Source organism: Ruegeria sp. BF12 (assembly GCF_056538705.1).
Window position 1 is genome coordinate 118,067 of sequence record NZ_JBQFTP010000001.1, and the last position, 18,427, is coordinate 136,493.

Annotated in this window: 16 protein-coding genes; 11 read left to right on the forward strand and 5 right to left on the reverse strand. The window is 59.1% G+C overall.

Annotated features, from left to right (window positions below; translation table 11 throughout):
* Positions 1–2: 2 nt before the first annotated feature.
* Positions 3–194, reverse strand: coding sequence for a hypothetical protein (locus ACR0J0_RS00585; protein ID WP_480660439.1), 192 nt, complete (start codon positions 192–194; stop codon positions 3–5).
* A gap of 389 nt (positions 195–583) precedes the next feature.
* On the opposite strand from ACR0J0_RS00585, the gene ACR0J0_RS00590 reads away from it, so the two are divergent.
* From ACR0J0_RS00590 to ACR0J0_RS00605, 4 genes are all read left to right on the forward strand, one after another.
* The gene (locus ACR0J0_RS00590) at positions 584–1,204 is read left to right on the forward strand and encodes a thiamine phosphate synthase (RefSeq protein ID WP_480660441.1); all 621 of its coding nucleotides are present in this window, start codon (positions 584–586) and stop codon (positions 1,202–1,204) included.
* Positions 1,205–1,258: 54 nt separating this feature from the next.
* Entirely contained in the window at positions 1,259–2,152 is an 894-nt protein-coding gene (locus ACR0J0_RS00595; RefSeq protein ID WP_480660443.1) for a PfkB family carbohydrate kinase, read from the forward strand.
* Complete coding sequence (locus ACR0J0_RS00600) at positions 2,149–3,063, forward strand: pseudouridine-5'-phosphate glycosidase (RefSeq protein WP_480660445.1); 915 nt, start codon at positions 2,149–2,151, stop codon at positions 3,061–3,063. The genes ACR0J0_RS00595 and ACR0J0_RS00600 overlap by 4 nt, the downstream gene beginning before the upstream one ends.
* A 67-nt stretch (positions 3,064–3,130) precedes the next feature.
* Positions 3,131–3,808: a DUF502 domain-containing protein gene (locus ACR0J0_RS00605; RefSeq protein ID WP_480660447.1), complete on the forward strand. Its 678-nt coding sequence runs from the start codon at positions 3,131–3,133 to the stop codon at positions 3,806–3,808.
* On the opposite strand, the gene ACR0J0_RS00610 is transcribed toward ACR0J0_RS00605, so the two are convergent.
* Both ACR0J0_RS00610 and ACR0J0_RS00615 read right to left on the reverse strand, forming a co-directional pair.
* Complete coding sequence (locus ACR0J0_RS00610; RefSeq protein ID WP_480660449.1) at positions 3,809–4,834, reverse strand: patatin-like phospholipase family protein; 1,026 nt, start codon at positions 4,832–4,834, stop codon at positions 3,809–3,811.
* Positions 4,835–4,849: 15 nt separating this feature from the next.
* Positions 4,850–5,623 carry a 3-hydroxybutyrate dehydrogenase gene (locus ACR0J0_RS00615; RefSeq protein WP_480660451.1) on the reverse strand — a complete coding sequence of 258 codons (774 nt, stop codon included), beginning with the start codon at positions 5,621–5,623 and terminating at the stop codon, positions 4,850–4,852.
* A 292-nt stretch (positions 5,624–5,915) separates the two neighbouring features.
* Here ACR0J0_RS00615 and ACR0J0_RS00620 point away from each other — a divergent pair, with 292 nt between their 5' ends.
* Positions 5,916–7,730 carry an extracellular solute-binding protein gene (locus ACR0J0_RS00620; protein WP_480660453.1) on the forward strand — a complete coding sequence of 605 codons (1,815 nt, stop codon included), beginning with the start codon at positions 5,916–5,918 and terminating at the stop codon, positions 7,728–7,730.
* Positions 7,731–8,188: 458 nt separating this feature from the next.
* Entirely contained in the window at positions 8,189–8,425 is a 237-nt protein-coding gene (locus tag ACR0J0_RS00625; RefSeq protein WP_239334904.1) for a hypothetical protein, read from the forward strand.
* On the opposite strand, the gene ACR0J0_RS00630 is transcribed toward ACR0J0_RS00625, so the two are convergent.
* Positions 8,414–9,037 carry a helix-turn-helix domain-containing protein gene (locus ACR0J0_RS00630; protein ID WP_480660455.1) on the reverse strand — a complete coding sequence of 208 codons (624 nt, stop codon included), beginning with the start codon at positions 9,035–9,037 and terminating at the stop codon, positions 8,414–8,416. The genes ACR0J0_RS00625 and ACR0J0_RS00630 overlap by 12 nt on opposite strands.
* A 65-nt stretch (positions 9,038–9,102) precedes the next feature.
* On the opposite strand from ACR0J0_RS00630, the gene ACR0J0_RS00635 reads away from it, so the two are divergent.
* The 5 genes from ACR0J0_RS00635 to ACR0J0_RS00655 all read left to right on the forward strand — a co-directional run bounded on the left by ACR0J0_RS00635 (position 9,103) and on the right by ACR0J0_RS00655 (position 14,953).
* A complete protein-coding gene (locus ACR0J0_RS00635) occupies positions 9,103–10,620 on the forward strand; it encodes a class I adenylate-forming enzyme family protein (RefSeq protein WP_480660457.1) in 1,518 nt (505 codons plus the stop codon).
* On the forward strand, positions 10,617–11,276 hold the full coding sequence (locus ACR0J0_RS00640) for a DsbA family oxidoreductase (protein WP_480660459.1): 660 nt from the start codon (positions 10,617–10,619) through the stop codon (positions 11,274–11,276). Before ACR0J0_RS00635 ends, ACR0J0_RS00640 begins: the two co-directional genes overlap by 4 nt.
* A 75-nt stretch (positions 11,277–11,351) precedes the next feature.
* Positions 11,352–12,560 carry a multidrug effflux MFS transporter gene (locus ACR0J0_RS00645; protein WP_480660461.1) on the forward strand — a complete coding sequence of 403 codons (1,209 nt, stop codon included), beginning with the start codon at positions 11,352–11,354 and terminating at the stop codon, positions 12,558–12,560.
* A 57-nt stretch (positions 12,561–12,617) separates the two neighbouring features.
* Positions 12,618–14,282, forward strand: a complete 1,665-nt coding sequence (locus ACR0J0_RS00650) for a tetratricopeptide repeat protein (protein ID WP_480660463.1) — start codon at positions 12,618–12,620, stop codon at positions 14,280–14,282.
* Complete coding sequence (locus ACR0J0_RS00655; protein WP_480660465.1) at positions 14,279–14,953, forward strand: SH3 domain-containing protein; 675 nt, start codon at positions 14,279–14,281, stop codon at positions 14,951–14,953. Before ACR0J0_RS00650 ends, ACR0J0_RS00655 begins: the two co-directional genes overlap by 4 nt.
* Here ACR0J0_RS00655 and mfd read toward each other — a convergent pair.
* Positions 14,950–18,408 (reverse strand): transcription-repair coupling factor, encoded by a 3,459-nt coding sequence (gene mfd, locus ACR0J0_RS00660; protein ID WP_480660466.1) that lies wholly within the window; start codon positions 18,406–18,408, stop codon positions 14,950–14,952. The two genes, ACR0J0_RS00655 and mfd, sit on opposite strands and share 4 nt — an antisense overlap.
* Positions 18,409–18,427 lie beyond the last annotated feature (19 nt).

The following is an 18,427-nucleotide window of genomic DNA, read 5'->3' on the forward strand; positions in this document are numbered from 1 at the left end:
CGTCATTGCGGCGGGAATTCACTTCTTGTCAGCATCGAGGCAGACTTCCCGGCAACCTGCATTTCGTCCAGGGCGACCTCAAAGCAACGCGCGAGTCCGAATTTTCGGGACGCGTGATACAGATAGTACCGCGCGTAAATATCCAAGTATTGGCGGTCATTGGGTCGGGAAATGACTTCAAGTTTGCGGGACAAGAAATCCTCATACTTTTTGCACGCTTCTCGGTAATCGCCTCTCCGATGTAAGAAATCTGCCTGTAACAGGGTCACTTTCGCAAGATCTTCGGCGATAAGAGCAACGCGATCCAAGTATTGAAGGGCCTCATCGTATCTGTGCAAATTGTTGAACCTGCACGCCCGAGCAATCAAAAACGCATTCTTTACCGCAGCAATTACCTGTTTCATGTTTTCAGCCTAATTGCCCATTCAGACCAAGCTATTCCCTAAGCACCTGTAAAACAACAACCTACTGCCCATATTCAGACGTCAATGCTTCAATTTTGACCCCAAAATTTCTGTAAAAGTTTGCTTCCCCGCCGCAATCCGCTAAACCGCGCAAAAGACTGAAAGCGAAGGACGCGCCAATGGACACCCCCGAGCAGCCACAGATTTACCTGATTACGCCACCGACCATCGAGTTGAGCAAATTCCCCAATCGCTTGGCCAGCGTGCTGGACGGGGCCGAAATCGCCTGTATTCGCCTGGCGCTGGCTGGCGGAGATGAGGACACCATCGCCCGCGCAGCCGATGCATGCCGTGAAGTAGCTCATGCGCGGGACGTGGCACTTGTGATTTCGAACCATGTGTTGCTGGCACAGCGTTTGGGACTGGACGGGGTACATCTTGATGACGCCGCACGCTCCGTTCGCGCCGCGCGTAAAGAACTGGGCGCTGACGCCATCGTTGGCAGCTTTTGCGGGGCCTCCAGCCATGACGGCATGACGGCAGGCGAAGCGGGTGTTGACTACGTGGCCTTCGGCCCGGTCGGAACGTCGACCTTGGGTGACGGCACGACTGCCGAACGTGATCTGTTTCAGTGGTGGTCCGAAATGATCGAAGTGCCGGTCGTTGCCGAAGGCGGGCTGACGCCAGAGCTGATCCGAGACTTGGCGCCGTGTACCGATTTCTTTGGCATCGGTGAAGAAATCTGGACGCAGGAAGACCCTCTGGCCGCACTAAAAGGTTTGACCGACGCGATGCGCTGAACCGTGTGAGCGTTAACCCTTGCGCCCGCATCTGGCCTGCGGCATGACATCGATATGACTCAGAACAGCGACATTCTTTGCATCGGCTCTGTCCTTTGGGACGTGATCGGCCGGTCTGCTAGCGCCATGCGACAGGGCTCGGACGTGCCGGGGCGGATTACCCGCCTGCCCGGCGGCGTGGCCATGAACATTGCCATGACCCTCGTGCGCTTTGGCATGACCCCCACCCTGCTGACCGCCATCGGACGCGACCCCGAGGGCGATGAGCTGGCTAATGCCTGTGCACGTTTGGGCATGGTAACCGACCACATCTACCGCTCGCAGGACTTGCCGACCGACCGCTATATGGCCGTCGAAGGAGCAAACGGGCTGATCGCAGCAATTGCCGACGCGCATTCGCTTGAGGCAGCGGGAGCAAAGATTCTGCGGCCTCTGATGCACGGACCGCTGGGATATGAGAACGCCCCTTTCGAAGGTCCCATCGCGCTGGACGGCAACCTGACGCTGAATCTGCTAGAAGAAATTGCCCAAAGTCCCGCTTTCGCGCGCGCCGATCTGCGCGTGGCTCCGGCCTCGCCCGGTAAGGCTGAACGGCTTCTGCCGTTTCTGAAACACGCCCGTGCCACGCTGTACGTGAACCTCGAAGAGGCTGGCATCCTATGCCAGCGTGAGTTCGCAGACTCGGAAAGCGCCGCCAAAGGCCTGCTGGATCGCGGCGCCCTGCGCGTGCTGGTCACGGATGGCGGCAATTCGGCTACCATCGGCAGCGGAGATGAAATCCTGACCCAAACACCCCCATCCGTACTGGTCACCCGCGTGACCGGTGCGGGCGACACATTCATGGCGGCCCATATCGCCTCAGAATCCGGTGGCGCATCCAGCGCCGAGGCTCTGACCCGCGCGCTGAACGCCGCCGCAACATACGTATCCGGAGAAACCCCACTGTGATCGACATTCAATATTCCGCCGAGGTCCGCGCCGCCAAAGACGCAGGCCAACCCATCGTTGCGCTGGAAAGCACCATCATCACCCACGGGATGCCGTACCCTCAGAACATCGAGGTTGCGGCACAGGTCGAACAGGACATTCGCGACGCGGGCGCGGTTCCGGCAACGATGGCTGTGATCAAAGGCAAGCTACACGTGGGCCTTGAGGCCGACGAGCTGAAATCGCTGGGCCAGGCCCAGGGCGTCGCCAAGTTGTCGCGCGCCGATATGGCCGCCTGCATGGCGACCGGCGGCACCGGCGCGACCACGGTCGCGGCCACGATGATCGCCGCACAGTACGCCGGCATCGAGGTCTTTGCGACCGGTGGTATTGGCGGTGTTCATCAGGGTGCCGAGACGACCTTTGACATCTCGGCCGACTTGCACGAACTGGCACAGTCGCCGGTAACGGTTGTTGCTGCGGGCGCCAAAGCCATCCTCGACCTGGCCAAAACGTTGGAGGTTCTGGAGACTCTGGGCGTTCCGGTCATCGCCTATGGGCAGGATGAGTTCCCAGCCTTCTGGTCCGCGAAATCTCCCTACGCCGCCCCGCTTCGCATGGATAACCCGGACGATATCGCCAAGGCCCACGCAACGCGCCGCGCTCTTGGTCTTCCGGGCGGTCAGCTGGTCGCCAACCCGATCCCAGCGGAGGATCAAATCCCAGCCGAGGAACTGGCCCCCATCATTGCCTCGGCGCAGGCCGATGCGGATGCGCATCGTATCAGCGGCAAGGGTGTAACGCCCTACCTGCTGCAACGAATATACGAGCAGACAGACGGGCGCTCATTGACGGCCAACATTGCCTTGGTGCGTAACAATGCACGTCTGGCGGCCGGAATTGCACGTGCCCTGTCCGACCGGGACGATTGACATAAACCTATTGTACCGACACACCGGACTGCTTAACTAACTCGGCAGAAAACCGCTCAGGGCCATAATGAACACACCATTTGACGAAGAACCGCATCGCCGCCCGGGACTGCTGTCCCGGCTGCGCGCGTCGTTCCTGACAGGCATTGTGGTCATTGCACCCGTTTGGCTGACGATATGGCTGATCTGGTCAGTCGTCGGCTGGATCGACAGTGCGGTGCTGCCGCTTATCCCTCAGCAGTTTCAGCCTCAGCAATATGTCGGAATCAACCTGCGCGGCGTGGGTGTCGTCATCTTCCTGACCTTCACCGTGATCGTCGGCTGGATTGCAAAGGGCATTCTGGGCCGGTCCCTGATCCACTTTGCCGAAAGTCTTGTGAACCGGATGCCGGTGGTCCGGTCTGTCTATTCCGGGATCAAGCAAATCTCGGAAACCGTGTTTGCCCAGACCGAGCGGTCCTTCGAGAAAGCCTGCCTGATCCAATACCCGCGCCGGGGCATATGGGCGATTGGCTTTGTCTCCACCGCTGCAAAGGGTGAAGTCAGCGAGCGGGCAGAAACCAGTGGCGACCTGCTGGGAGTGTTCGTCCCGACCACCCCCAACCCGACCTCGGGGTTCCTTTTGTTCTTTCCGGCCGAGGACGTGATCATACTGGACATGTCCATCGAAGACGCCGCTAAGCTGGTGATTTCTGCGGGCCTTGTTTACCCCAACGAAAAAGACCCGACGCAACCGCCCGAGTGATCAGCCAAACATCTCGGGCAAATTGACAGTACTTCGTTCGCTCAGATCGTTTTTGTGATCGTCAATGAACCGATGCGCCGCAGCGCGCCCGGCCTCTTTCAACTTGTGTAGGATCACCGGGTTCGGAACCGTTTTCGTCGCCACCGATAAGTCGTTCATCAACTCGTCATCTGCGATCATATGCACAAACACGCGGCTCATCTCTCCGGCTTTCAGCTTTCCTTCGGCCAACAGACGTTGAACAAAGCTGATTGCCCGCAGTTCGCGGAACAGGGATGAATTGAAGCTGATCTCATTGATCCGGTTCTGGATTTGTTGCGGCGTTTTGGGCACCTCGTCCCGTTCTAGCGGATTGATGTTCACGATCACCACGTCGTCCGGCAGATCCGCGTTGAACAAAGGATACAGCGCCGGGTTGCCGGTATAACCGCCATCCCAATATGCCTCTTTCCGACCTGATTTCGGGTCAAATATCTCAACTGCCTGAAACAGGTTCGGCAGGCAGGCCGAAGCCAGAATGGCATCCGTCGAGATCTCGTCCCCGGTAAAAACGCGGATCTTACCGCTGCGCACACAGGTCGCGCAGACAAACAACTGCGGCCCTTCATCGGTACAGATTTCGTCAAAGTTGAACCGATCCACAACCGGTTCAAGCGGGTTGCGATAGAATGGACCGTAGGCGTAAGGCGACACCAGACGCGACCAGGCATCGCCGACCGAGAAAGGCAGCGAATATTCCATCGCCTGCGCGATCTGAGCGGGCTCCAACGCCTGCATCCAATTGGCCATGCGCATGTCGCCCACCGCGCCCATGCGAGCCCACAGCCCGTTTAGACTTGCCCGCGCGCCGTCGCGCCCGTTGTGAACTATCCCGGACTTGAACGCGGCCCCGTTCAACGCTCCGGCCGAAGTTCCGGTGATCGCCGCGACCTCGATGTCCTCTTCGTCCAGAAGCCGATCCAGAACGCCCCAGGTAAAGGCCCCATGCGCCCCACCACCCTGCAATGCCAGATTGATCCGTTTCACTGTGGGCCTCCCAAATCAAAGAGCTGTCCAACCCCCATCCACCGAAATCGTGGTCCCGGTGATCTGCGCGGCCGCATCTGAGCACAGGAAGATCGTGGTGCCGCCGAGCTGCTCGACCGTGGCAAACTCTTTCGATGGCTGACGCTCCAGCAGGACGTTTTTGACCACATCCTCGCGGCTCATGCCATATTCTTTCATCGTGTTCGGGATCTGGGCTTCGACCAGCGGTGTCAGTACATAACCCGGGCAGATCGCGTTACAGGTGATCGGTTCCTGCGCGGTTTCTAGCGCAACAGTCTTGGTCATCCCAACGACCCCATGTTTGGCCGCAACATAGGCGGCCTTGAACGGAGAAGCCGTCAAGCCATGCGCCGAAGCGATGTTCACGATCCGGCCCCACCCGGCCGCGCGCATCATTGGCAGAGCGGCAGCCATTGTGTGATAGGTCGAGTTCATGTTGATGGCGATGATCGCGTCCCACTTTTCGATCGGAAACTGATCAATGGGCGCGACGTGTTGAATACCCGCGTTGTTCACCAGAATATCGCAGGCCCCTGCCTGCTCGATCAACGCGCGGCATTCATCACCCTTGGACATGTCGGCCTTGATGTAACGCGCGTTGGCGCCGGTCTCTTGCGAGATCTCGGCAGCCAGGGCGTGATCTTCGTCGCGGTCGGTAAAGGAATTCAGCACGACGTTCGCGCCGGCCTTGGCCAGTTCACGCGCGACCCCCAATCCAATGCCCGAATTCGATCCGGTGATGATGGCTGTTTTTCCCGAAAGGCTCATGGCCGAACTCCTTCAAAATCCAGTTTGGCGACACACTGCCATGCTGCAACTGCAAAGAAAACGGGGAAACACTCGGGTCGCGCATCCAAGGCCAAATCCGCATAAAAAAACGCCCGCACGAAGCGGGCGTTAAGTTATTGAGGCAGGTTTCATACAGGCAAGAAACCTATCGAGCAGTGGAACCTTTATAAGCAATTCCGCGCCTTCGTCCAAGCTAAAAGTTTGAAAATAAGAAAAATCATCGCTACGGTGAATCCCAACAAAATAAGGCCAGAGCAGGATTGTTTCCAAAATGAGCCCCGATTTTCTACGCCCCGCACGTCCCTGGATTGCGGGAATCACCGCGCTTTTGAGCACTTCTATTGCTCATGCAGAATCGGCACATGGCATAGCTATGTATGGCGACCCGGCGCTACCACCGGATTTTGTGTCTCTGCCCTACGCCAACCCGGAGGCGCCAAAAGGTGGAAAAGTCGTTTTCGGGAATACCGGCGGCTATAACAGTTTGAACCCGTTTGTGCAAAAAGGCAGCTCTCCGTGGCAGTTGCGTTTTTGGACTCACGAAAGCCTGATGGGCCGGTCCTGGGACGAACCTTTCACTCTTTACGGGCTATTAGCCGAATCAGTTGAGACTGCGCCGGACAGGTCCTGGGTCGAATTTACCCTTCGGGAAAACGCCCGTTTTTCGGATGGCACCCCTGTTACTGTAGACGATGTCATCTGGTCCTATGAGACATTGGGAACCGAAGGCCATCTGCGGTATCGCGGTCTTTGGGGCAAAATCGACAGCATCGAACAAACCGGTCCACGGTCCGTGCGCATCACCTTTAACGAGCCCGACCGGGAACTTGCCCTGATCGCCGGGATGCGCCCGATCCTGCAGAAGGCGCAGTGGGAAGGAAAGGACTTCGCCAATGCCGGATTGCATGACATTCCGGTGGGCACCGGCCCCTATGTTGTCGATAGCTATGAGGCTGGCAGGTACGTAAACCTGAAACGGAACCCGGATTATTGGGGCACCGACATCCCCTTCCGCCATGGCACCATGAACCTGGATGAGATGCGCATCGAGTTTTACGGCGATGGCACCGTTCTGTTCGAGGCCTTCAAAGCCGGAGAATTGACGGCCGTACGCGAATTCAACGCCGACAAGTGGGCCACACAGTACAACTTCCCAGCTGTTCAGAGCGGTGACGTCATCAAAACCGAAATCCCGCACGGCAAGCCCTCGGGCATGACCGGGTTCGTGATGAACACACGCCAGGCTCCGCTCGACGATTGGCGCGTTCGCGAAGCGCTCATGCTGGCCTTCAACTTCGAGTTCATCAACGACACGATCACAGGTGGCGCACAACCACGTATCACGTCCTATTTCTCGGGTTCAGATCTGGCGATGCTGCCTGGCCCGGCCACGGGGCGCGTCGAAGAGTTATTGCTGTCCTTCAAAGACGATCTGCCGCCCGGAGCGCTAGAGGGCTACACCCTGCCCGAAGGCGATGGATCGGCCCGGAACCGGTCCAATATCCGCGCTGCGACCAAACTGTTGGCCGACGCGGGATGGACCATTCAGGACGGCGTGCTTCGCAACGAAAACGGTGACGCATTTACGATGACCGTGTTGCTGCAACAAGGCGACACCGAGAGTCAGACGGCCATCGAGATTTACTCGCGCGCGTTAGAGCGTCTTGGGATTCAGGTAACAATAGAACAGGTCGACAGTGCCCAATTTACCGGACGCACATCCGAGTTGGATTTTGATATGACCTTCTTCCGCCGCGCGCTGTCCCTGTCACCGGGCAACGAGCAGCGCCTGTATTGGGGCAGCGAAAACGCGGACACGCCGGGTACACGAAACCTGATGGGTGTCGCCTCGCCCGTTGTGGACGGATTGATTGACGCAATGCTGGCCTCGGAAAGCCATGAGGATTTTGTTGCCGCGACCCGCGCCCTTGATCGCGTTCTGACCGCCGGACGTTATGTCATTCCGATCTGGAACTTCGATGAAGGTCGGATCGCTCATGCCAAAGAGCTTAAGCAGCCGCAAACGCTGCCGATCTATGGCGATGGGCCGGAATATATGCCGCAGGTCTGGTGGTACGAAGAGTAATCGGCCAGACGCGGTCTTTAGAGGCGTAGGCGGAAATCGGCACAATGCCAACGAGCACCGCATATTGCGGGTTCATTTCCAGCCTACGCCAACATGTTGTCGTTGACCCTACGTCAAGTGGCCTAATAAAAAACCTACACAAAAAGCTTTACTGAACGGGTATTGGCGATATAGCTTGTACATATATTGCAGCGTACATCGCGAACTGATTATTGCTTTGATTTTCAAAACGTAACTCTTCGTCCGGTGCGCTTCACATCGAATTCACGGACCGGCCTCCACTCACTCCAAAAACAGGTCCGTTTGCCCGTTGCGGGTTGACTGCAACGGGCAATTTCGGTTTCGCCAGAAAACATCCATGGGTGCGACATTTTGTCATGCCCAGTCCCTAGCGATGCGTCCGTACGCTGAACTACGGGCCGAGCAGTTGTGAAACCTTTAATACGGAAAGCTCGCTGATGTTGAACTGGACCGATCTAACGCAAGACTGGGACGCAATGTATGCGCGCGCCAAACGGCGTTTTCCGAACCTGCGGGATCAGGACATGGTGCGGTTGAGCAAAGACCGCAAACGTTTCGAAGCGTATCTGGCCGAGCGCCACCAACTGACTATGAACGAAGCCCACGAAGAGCTTGAGGACTTTTTGTTCACAGAAGGTTTGAACCGCGAATTTAGCCGCTCGTTAAGTAAGTGATGTCACCCACAGGATCATTGCGTCTTCGTCGCTGACCGAAATTACATTGTGACCCATGCTACCGTCGTAATAGGCGCTGTCGCCGCGGCGCATTTCGACTGGTTCATAAAACTCGGTATACAAGCGAACAACCCCCGTCAGAACATACAGAAATTCTTCGCCGTCATGGCGCACCCAGCCATCGAACTCCTCCATTGACCGGGCGCGGACGCGGGCCCGATAGGGCAGCATCTGCTTTTTCGTCAGCGTGTCGGCCAGCAATTCATGCTCGTAAGTGGCAGTTGGATGCGCCGACCCTTCGCCCATCCGCGTAACGGCCATCCGTCCGATCACCTGTTCCCGCTGCGGCGGGGTAAACAGCTGTGGCACTGAAATCTCCAGACCGGTCGCCAGCTTTTTCAGCGCGTCATAGGTGGGCGACATCTGCCCGTTTTCAATCTTGCTGAGGGTTGAACGCGCCAGACCGGCCTGCGTCGCCGCCTGTTCTAGCGTCCATTTCCGCGCCTTTCGCAGCTCGCGCACACGCGCGCCAAGGTCAAGCGGCTCAACTTCCGTATGTTCGCCCGAGTCACGTGCAATGCGGATTAAGGATGTCTGATCTTGGGTGCTCATGAGTCATTCTATAGGCGCAGCCTGTCGTGCTTGCAACGCACCTGTCGTCACGCTAGCCAGTTGCTATGCTTTCTGTATTCGATCAGGGGCCGCCACCGGCCTGCCCGAAACCGTTCAATCTGGCTGCGCATGTTCTACGCTCTGCGGACAGGCTAGCGGACAAGACCGCCTTGTCCGTTCTGGGCCCGACAGATGCAACGCATTGGACCTATCGCGACCTGAAGCAGGCTATTCTTGGCACCGGAACAGGGCTGCTGAATGCCGGGCTAAAGCCCGGCGATATCACGTTGATGCGGTTGGGGAACACAGTTGATTTCCCAATCGCCTATCTGGGCGCGATTGCCGTCGGCATCGTCCCCGTTCCAACTTCGTCGCAGCTGACACAGCCCGAAACGGCGCGCATGATAGAAGACCTCAAGCCCGCCGCGATCCTGCGCGACCCGTCGGTCACCTGTGCTATGCACCCGGTTCAAATTGATTTGAGCGCATTGGTCGGGATGCGCGCCCTGCCCCCAGCCGAGTTTCAAATGGGCGATCCGGATCGTATGGCCTATGTCGTGTACACGTCGGGCACGTCCGGTAAACCGAGAGCCGTAGCCCATGCCCATCGCGCCATCTGGGCACGGCAGATGATGGTCGACGGTTGGTACGGCCTGAGCGAAAGCGACCGTTTGTGCCATGCGGGCGCGTTCAATTGGACGTATACCTTGGGTACCGGGTTGATGGACCCGTGGACCATCGGCGCGACGGCTCTGATCCCTGAACCCGGGACCGACATAAACGCCCTGCCCGCTCTGCTGCGCCAACATCAGGCAACCATTTTCGCCGCCGCACCCGGTGTGTTCCGAAAAGCGTTGAGCTCCGGGGATGACCTCCGCCTGCCAGATCTGCGACACGGGCTGTGCGCCGGCGAAAAGTTGTCGCGCCACCTGCACGAAAAGTGGACACAGGCGACGGGAACAGAGCTTTTCGAGGCTTATGGAATGTCCGAATGCTCGACGTTTATCTCTTCAAGCCCGGAACATCCGGCGCGGGGCGATGCGCTGGGGCAACCCCAGCCTGGCCGTCGCGTGGCGATCCTTGGATCGGACGGGCCGGTGCCGCAGGGTCAGGAAGGCACCATTGCCGTGCACCGCTCGGACCCCGGCCTGATGCTGACCTATCTTAACGCCCCGGACGAGGCCGAAGCCCGCATGCAGGGCGACTGGTTTCTGACCGGCGATCAGGGTGCGATGGCTGTCGACGGCCAGATCACCTATCTGGGCCGCGACGACGATATGATGAACGCCGGCGGTTACAGGGTATCTCCGGTCGAGGTCGAGGCCGTGCTTACCAGATACCCCGGCATCGCACAGGTCGGGGCCGCCGTTGTCGAAGTCAAACAGGACACATTTGTGATAGCTGCCTTCTATACCGGCCCGGAAAAGCTGGACGAAAACGCCCTTCGCACCTATGTCGAGGCAAATCTGGCCCGCTACAAACAACCGCGCGCCTTCATCCATCTGCCTGAACTGCCTGCCGGCGGGAACGGCAAACTTCTGCGCCGGGCGCTGCCGGCCTATTTCAAGGCGACCAATGAATGACCCAGACCGTCAAGCTTGATATCATGTCCGACCCGATCTGCCCGTGGTGCTATATCGGCAAAACGCATTTGGACAAGGCTCTGGCGGCAATCCCGGATCATCCCTTCGTCATCGAATGGCATCCCTTCCAGCTGAACCCCGACATGCCGGATGCGGGCATGGACCGCCGCGAATACCTCGAGCGGAAATTCGGCGGCAAGGAAGGCGCCGTGCACGCCTATGCTCCGGTCGTCGAACACGCCGAAAATGCAGGTTTGAAAATCGACTTCGAGGGCATGAAGCGCACGCCCAACACTCTGGACGCCCATCGCCTGATCCATTGGGCCGGGATCGAGGGTAAACAGAACGCCATCGTGGACGCCTTGTTCGACGCCTATTTCGTACAAGCCCGCGACATCGGAGATCACGAGGTGCTGGCCGACATCGCCGACAATGCCGGAATGGACGCCGCCGTTGTGCTGAAACTTCTGAAATCCGACGCCGACCGCGAGGATATCAGCAACCGCGACAGCCATTCCCGGCAAATGGGCGTGAATTCGGTCCCGACTTTTATCGTGGCCAATCAGCACGCCGTTCCCGGTGCGCAACCCCCTGAAATGTGGGAAAAAGTGATTGCCGAGATCATGTCTCAAATTGAGGCTTCTCCTGCAAATTAGCACAGCCCCTTGTGCATTTAGACACCTAGCGTCACCTGATCTGCCGTGATAGCGCGATCAGGTTAGGAGGGCGCCATGGCCAATCGCATGTCTCGCGGCGAGTTCATCGCACTTATTGCAATGATGTTTGCAACGATCGCGTTTTCGATCGACTCGATGCTGCCAGCGCTGCCAAGTATTGGTGCTCAGCTCAGCCCAGATGACATCAACAAGGCGCAGTTGATCCTTACCTCGTTTGTTCTTGGCATGGGAATCGGCACGTTTTTCACCGGTCCGCTCTCCGACGCCTTTGGCCGAAAACCAGTGATTTATGTCGGTTCTGCCCTGTACATCTTGGCCGCCGCGGCCGCGTGGGCCAGTTCCTCGCTTGAGATGCTGCTGATCGCCCGCATCTTCCAAGGGGTCGGTTGCGCGGCCCCCCGCGTGGTGGCCATGGCGATTATTCGCGACCTGTATTCGGGCCGTGAAATGGCCCGCATCGTGTCCATCGCCATGATGATCTTCACGCTGGTGCCCGCAATTGCGCCGATGCTGGGGGCCGGAGTGATCGCCCTGACCGGATGGCGCGGGATCTTTGCCTCGTTCATGCTGTTCTCGCTGATCACCGTTGTTTGGATGGGTTTGCGCCTGCCCGAGTCGCTTGATGCGGAAAACCGCCGCCCCCTGCGCCTGCCACTGATGCTGGACGCCGCGCGCCAGATGTTTGCACACCCGACTGTTCGGGTTTCGATCATGGTGCAGACCCTGTGCCTGGGCATGCTCTTCACCATGCTGACCATGGTGCAGCCGATCTACGACATCATCCACGACAGCGCCGACAGTTTCCCGTTCTGGTTCGGTTTCGTTGCCTTGATGTCTGGCTCCGCCAGCCTGTTGAACGCGGCGCTTGTTATCAAACTGGGCATGCGCCGGATCGTGACATGGGCCTTGGGTGCTCAGGTCGTTTTCACAACAGCCGTCATCGCCCTGAACGCGGCAGAGCTTTCGCCCAACATGTCCTTTGCTGTTTTTGTCAGTTGGCAGACGGCGGTGTTCTTCATGGCGGGTATGACGATGGGCAACCTGAACGCCATTGCGATGGAGCCGATGGGCCATATCGCAGGCATGGCGGCCTCGGTGATCGGGGCAATCTCGACCGTTCTGGCTGCGGCGATCGCGGCGCCGATCGGCCTTTTTTTCGACGGCTCAATCGCGCCGCTGGCACTAGGCATTCTGACCATGAGCACGCTTGGGTTCGGCCTGATGCTGCACATGGGCCGTGTTGAAAACCGACTGGCAGCCTGACCTGTGCAGAACCGATGAATCAGTCTAACCTCCCCTCAATCCGAGGGGAGATTTTCAATGAGCGAATATTACGATCTGGGCGTCTATTCCTGCCCTGTCACAACAGCTTCCTCAGACGCACAGCTGTGGTTCGACCAGGGGCTGAACTGGACCTACGGGTATAACCACGACGAAGCGGTCGTGTGCTTTCAGCGCGCGCTCGAATTCGACCCGGATTGCGCGATGGCCCACTGGGGCGTGGCTTATGCAGCCGGGCCGAATTACAACTTGCCCTGGAAATTGCTGGACGACCGCGGTCAGAGAAAGGCGTTGGCTCTGGCCTATGATGCCACACAGAATGCTCTGGCTTTAGCAGACGGCAGTACTGCGGTGGAACAAGCGCTGATCCGCGCCCTTCCCGCGCGATATCCTCAGCGCGATCCTATCGAAGATATGCCCAGCTGGGACCACGACTTCGCCGACGCGATGCGCGCGGCTTTTGCTGAACTGCCGGATCAACTCGACCTGCGCACCATATATGTCGAAGCCCTTCTGAACCTGACCCCTTGGCAGATGTGGGACCTGAAATCCGGGCAGCCCGCAGAAGGCGCCGCGACGCTTGAAGCGCAAAGAGCGCTGGAAGACGCCATGGCCAACGATCCGGGAGCCATGTCACACCCGGGCCTGCTGCATCTTTACGTTCACCTGATGGAAATGTCGCCGACGCCAGAAAAGGCGCTGAAGGCTGGGGATGTCCTGCGCACCTTGGTTCCGGACGCGGGGCATCTGGTGCATATGCCGACGCATATCGACGTATTGTGCGGACACTATCACAACGTCGTCTATTGGAATGAAAAGGCCACCGAGGCCGATCTGAAATATTATGAGCGTGAGGGCGCGTTCAACATCTACACTGGCTATCGCCAGCACAATTATCACTTTGCCATCTATGGCGCGTTGTTTCTGGGACAGATGGAACCCGCACTACGCGCCAATCAGGGCATCTGGGACACCACGCCCGAGGAAATGCTGCGCATCGAAAGCCCGCCCATGGCGGATTTCTTCGAAAGCTATATGTCGATGGGGCCTCATATCCTGATCCGCTTTGGTCGGTGGGAAGAGGCGAAAGCCTTGCCGCTGCCCGAAGACCAGAATCTCTATCGCACGGTCACGGCGACCACCCATTACGCCCGCGCAGTCGCATATGCCGCGACCGGTCAGGTCGCCGAGGCTGAGGCAGAGGAGCAACTGTTTATCGCCGCCAAGGACCGGGTGCCCGAAACCCGGCTGCTGCACAACAACCGGGTGGTTGATCTGCTGGAAATCGCCCGTGAAATGCTGCGAGGCGAAATCGAATACCGCAAAGGCAACTATGACGTCGCTTACACCCATTTGCGCCGCTCCGTCGAACTGGACGACACACTGCCTTACGACGAGCCCTGGGGCTGGATGCAACCCACGCGTCATGCGCTTGGGGCATTGCTGTTCGAACAAGGGCATGTAGCCGAGGCAGAGGCGGTGTATCGCGAGGATCTGGGTCTGGGGGGAACCCTCAGCCGCGCCTCGATCCACCCCGACAATGTCTGGAGCCTAAAGGGGCTGCATGATTGCCTGAAGGCGCGCGGCGAAACCGTTGAAATCAAGCAGATCAAACAGCGCCTCGATCTGGCACTGGCTCGTGCGGACCGCGCTGTCGGAGCCTCCTGTTTCTGTGCTCAAGCCGCTATGAGGGCGGCCGAATGACCCGCGTCGCGCTACTTTGCGTGTTGGCCTGCGGCCCGGCACTGGCCGAGCGGCAGTCGTTTCCTCCCGTCGATCAGGCGGACCGCGATCCAACGCTTGCGGCCTTTCGCGAAGCGTTTCTGGCCAAAGTCGCCGCGCGGGATACCGAAGGCGTCATCGCTGATGCCTGCCCGGACGTCTACCTCAGCCACGGCGGCAATGGCGGCCCGTTAGAGTTACGCGCGAACCTTGACCCCGATCCGGAAAGCCTGCCGGAACAGGACCGCCATCGTGCGGACGAAATCCGTGAAAACTATTGGAGCGATCTGGAAAACACCCTGTCCCAGCCCGGCTATTTTGATGAAGGCGGCGAGTTCTGGATGCCCCATCAGTGGCAGATCACCCTGCCCGCCTCATTGGACCCCTACATGGCCTTTTATGTGACCGGAAAGGATGTAACACTGCGCCAAGCGGCAGGGCGCAATGCGCCAAAGCTTGCCCTGATCAGCCATGAAGTCGTCATCATCCCGGATTACTCGGAAGCCAATAAATACCAGCGCGTAATTCTAACGGATGGCACGCGGGGTTACATGCACAGCGACTTTCTATGGCCCATGTCCGGCCACCGTGCCGCGTTCGCGAAATCCGACGCGGGTGAATGGCAACTGTGCACCTTTGTCAGCGGCGACTAGGCCTTCGCCTTTTTCTTCTTCTCGGCCATAACCTTCTCGGCCAGATCGCGCGCAATGGCGAACGCGCCTTTGATCTTGTCGCTGTCCTTCTTCCAGTCGCGCCGGACGACGATCTTGTTGTCCTTGACCTTAGCCAGCCCACGCTGGTTCTGGATGAACTCGACCAGTCCTTGTGGCGAGGCGAATTTGTCGTTGTGAAACTGGATCGTTGCCCCTTTCGGCCCGCCGTCCAGCTTGGCAATGCCCGCACGTTTGCACATCGCCTTGATGCGCACCACCAGCATCAGGGTGTTCACCTCTTTCGGCAGCGTCCCGAACCGGTCAATCAACTCAGCCGCAAAGCCTTCAAGTTCCACCTTGGTCGACAGCGACGACAGGCGACGATAGAGGCCCAGACGCACGTCCAGATCGGGCACGTAATCCTCGGGGATCAGGACCGGCACGCCCAGGTTGATCTGGGGCGCCCATTGATCGTCAGCGTCCGACAGCCCTTCCATCTCACCGGCTTTGATCTTGGCGATCGCCTCTTCCAGCATTGACTGGTAGAGTTCGTAGCCCACGTCGCGCATCTGGCCGGACTGTTCCTCACCCAGCAGGTTGCCCGCGCCGCGAATATCCAGATCCTGCGAGGCCAGCGTGAAACCAGCGCCCAGCGTATCCAACGATCCCAGAACCCGCAGGCGTTTCTCGGCCGTGGCCGTCAGTTTCTGACGCGGCTTCGTGGTCAAATAGGCATAGGCACGGGTTTTGGACCGCCCGACCCGGCCCCGGATTTGGTAGAGCTGCGCGAGGCCGAACATATCCGCGCGATGCACAACCATCGTGTTGGCAGTGGGAATATCCAACCCGCTTTCCACAATCGTCGTTGCCAGCAACACATCGTATTTACCATCGTAGAAGGCGTTCATCCGGTCATCGAGCTCACCCGCCGCCATCTGCCCATGTGCGACCATATAGGTGAGTTCCGGCAGTTGGTCCTTCAGGAATTCCTCGATTTCGGGCAGATCCGAGATGCGCGGCACCACATAGAAACTCTGCCCGCCGCGATAATGCTCGCGCAGCAGAGCCTCGCGAATGGTGACCGCGTCGAATTCGCTGACATAGGTCCGGATCGCCAGACGATCGATGGGCGGCGTGCCGATGATCGATAGGTCTCTCACACCGGTCAAAGACAGCTGCAGCGTGCGCGGGATCGGCGTGGCGGTCAGGGTCAGCACGTGGACATCGCTGCGTAGTTGCTTCAGACGCTCCTTGTGACCGACGCCGAAATGCTGCTCCTCGTCGATGATCAACAGGCCGAGATTGTTGAACCGGATGCCTTTGGCCAGCAGAGCATGGGTGCCGATCACGATATCGACCGTCCCGCGTGCCAATCCATCGCGGGTCTGTTGCGCCTCTTTCGCGGAGACGAAGCGCGACAACTGCCGTACTTCGAGTGGGAAACCCCGGAACCGTTCCTTGAACGAAGCCGCGTGTTGACGGGCCAACAGCGTAGTCGGCGCGATCACGGCGACCTGCACGCCGGACATCGCAGCCACAAAAGCCGCCCGCATGGCGACCTCGGTCTTGCCGAACCCTACATCGCCGCAGATCAGTCGATCCATTGGTGCACCGGAATGCATGTCCTCCATCACCTCGGAGATCGCGCGCAGTTGGTCGTCAGTTTCCTGATAGGGGAAGCGTGCGCTGAATTCTTCCCATGCATGTGGCGGCGGATCCATGACCGGAGCTTTGCGCAAGGCACGCTCGGCCGCGATGCGGATCAGCTTGTCCGCCATCTCGCGAATGCGCTCTTTCAGCTTGGCCTTCTTCGCCTGCCATGCACCGCCGCCGAGACGGTCCAGCAGCCCTTCGTCATGGCCGTATTTCGACAGCAGTTCGATATTCTCAACCGGCAGGTATAGCTTGGCCTGTTCCGCATATTCCAACAGCAGGCATTCATGCGCGGCACCGGCGGCAGTCACGACCTCCATCCCCATGTAGCGACCGATCCCGTGGTCCACATGCACCACTAGATCGCCCGGGGAAAGCGATTGGGTCTCGGTAAGAAAGTTTTCGGCCTTGCGGCGTTTCTTGGGCTGTCGGATCAATCGGTCGCCCAGCACATCCTGCTCGGCAATGACCGTCAGGCCGGGTGTTTCAAACCCATGCTCCAGCGCCCAGACCGCCAGATGCAGACCGCGTTTGCCGATCCGTGTGCCGTCGGTGACGGGGATGGCTTCGGCCAGGCCTTCGTCCTCAATCAACCCGGTCAACCGTTCGCGGGCGCCTTCGGAATAGGACGCGATCAGGACTGGCCCTTTGGCCATCTTGTCTGTGATATGGCTTGCCAGCGCACCAAACAAGCTGATGCTTTCCTGTTGCCGCTCCGGTGCGAAATTGCGACCAATCCGGCCACCCGCGTCGATCACACCGGGGCCACTGGCCTGTGGCAGCGGGCTGAATTGCATGACACGGCGCTTGCCGACCGCCTGATCCCACGCAGCATCGTCCAGATACAACAGCCCCGGCGGTGTAGGCTTATAGACGGTGTCCATGCGAGAGCGATTTTCCAGCGCCAACCGACGCGTTTCGTACTGATCGGCAATCGTGTCCCACCGCGCCAGCCGCGCGGGCGTCACCTGATCATCCAGCGAAACCGTTGCGCCGGGCAGATAGTCAAACAGCGTCTCGAGCTTTTCGTGGAAGAACGGCAGCCAGTGTTCGATGCCCTGATGCTTGCGGCCTGCACTGACGGCCTCATAAAGCGGATCGTCGGTACCGGCCGCGCCAAACTCGATACGGTAGTTCTGGCGAAAGCGGGTAATGGCGGCATCGTCCAGAATGACTTCCGAGACCGGCGCCAGTTCCACGACGTCCAGCTTCTCGGTCGTGCGCTGGGAAACCGGATCAAACCGGCGGGCGCCATCGAGAACATCGCCGAACAGGTCCAGCCGGACCGGGCCGGATTCGCCCGGTGGGAAAATGTCGATGATCCCGCCGCGGATGGCGTAATCGCCCGGCTCCATCACTGTCGGACTTTGGGTGAACCCCATCCGCACAAGGAAATTCCGCAGCGCGGTTTCATCCACGCGTTGATTTACGCGGGCGGTAAAGGCGGCCTCGCGCAGAATTTCGCGCGCCGGCACCCGCTGGGTTGCGGCATTCAGCGTGGTCAGCAGGACAAACCGGTCGGGCATCTGGTGAATCAGCGCCGCCAGAGTCGCCACACGCGCTGCAGCGATATCTGCGTTGGGCGAGACCCGGTCATATGGTAAGCAGTCCCAACCCGGAAAGACGAACACCGGCATATCCGGTGCAAAAAAGGCCAGCGCCGCCCGCATGGCTTCCATCCGCTTGTCGTCGTGCGCGACGTGACAGACCGGCCCGCTGGAGCGCGCGATCTCGTTCAGAACAAGCTGCGCGTCAAACCCTTCGGGAGCGCCGCCAACCGTCACATGGTTCGGAGCCGTCATCGCCTTGCCTTTCCGATTT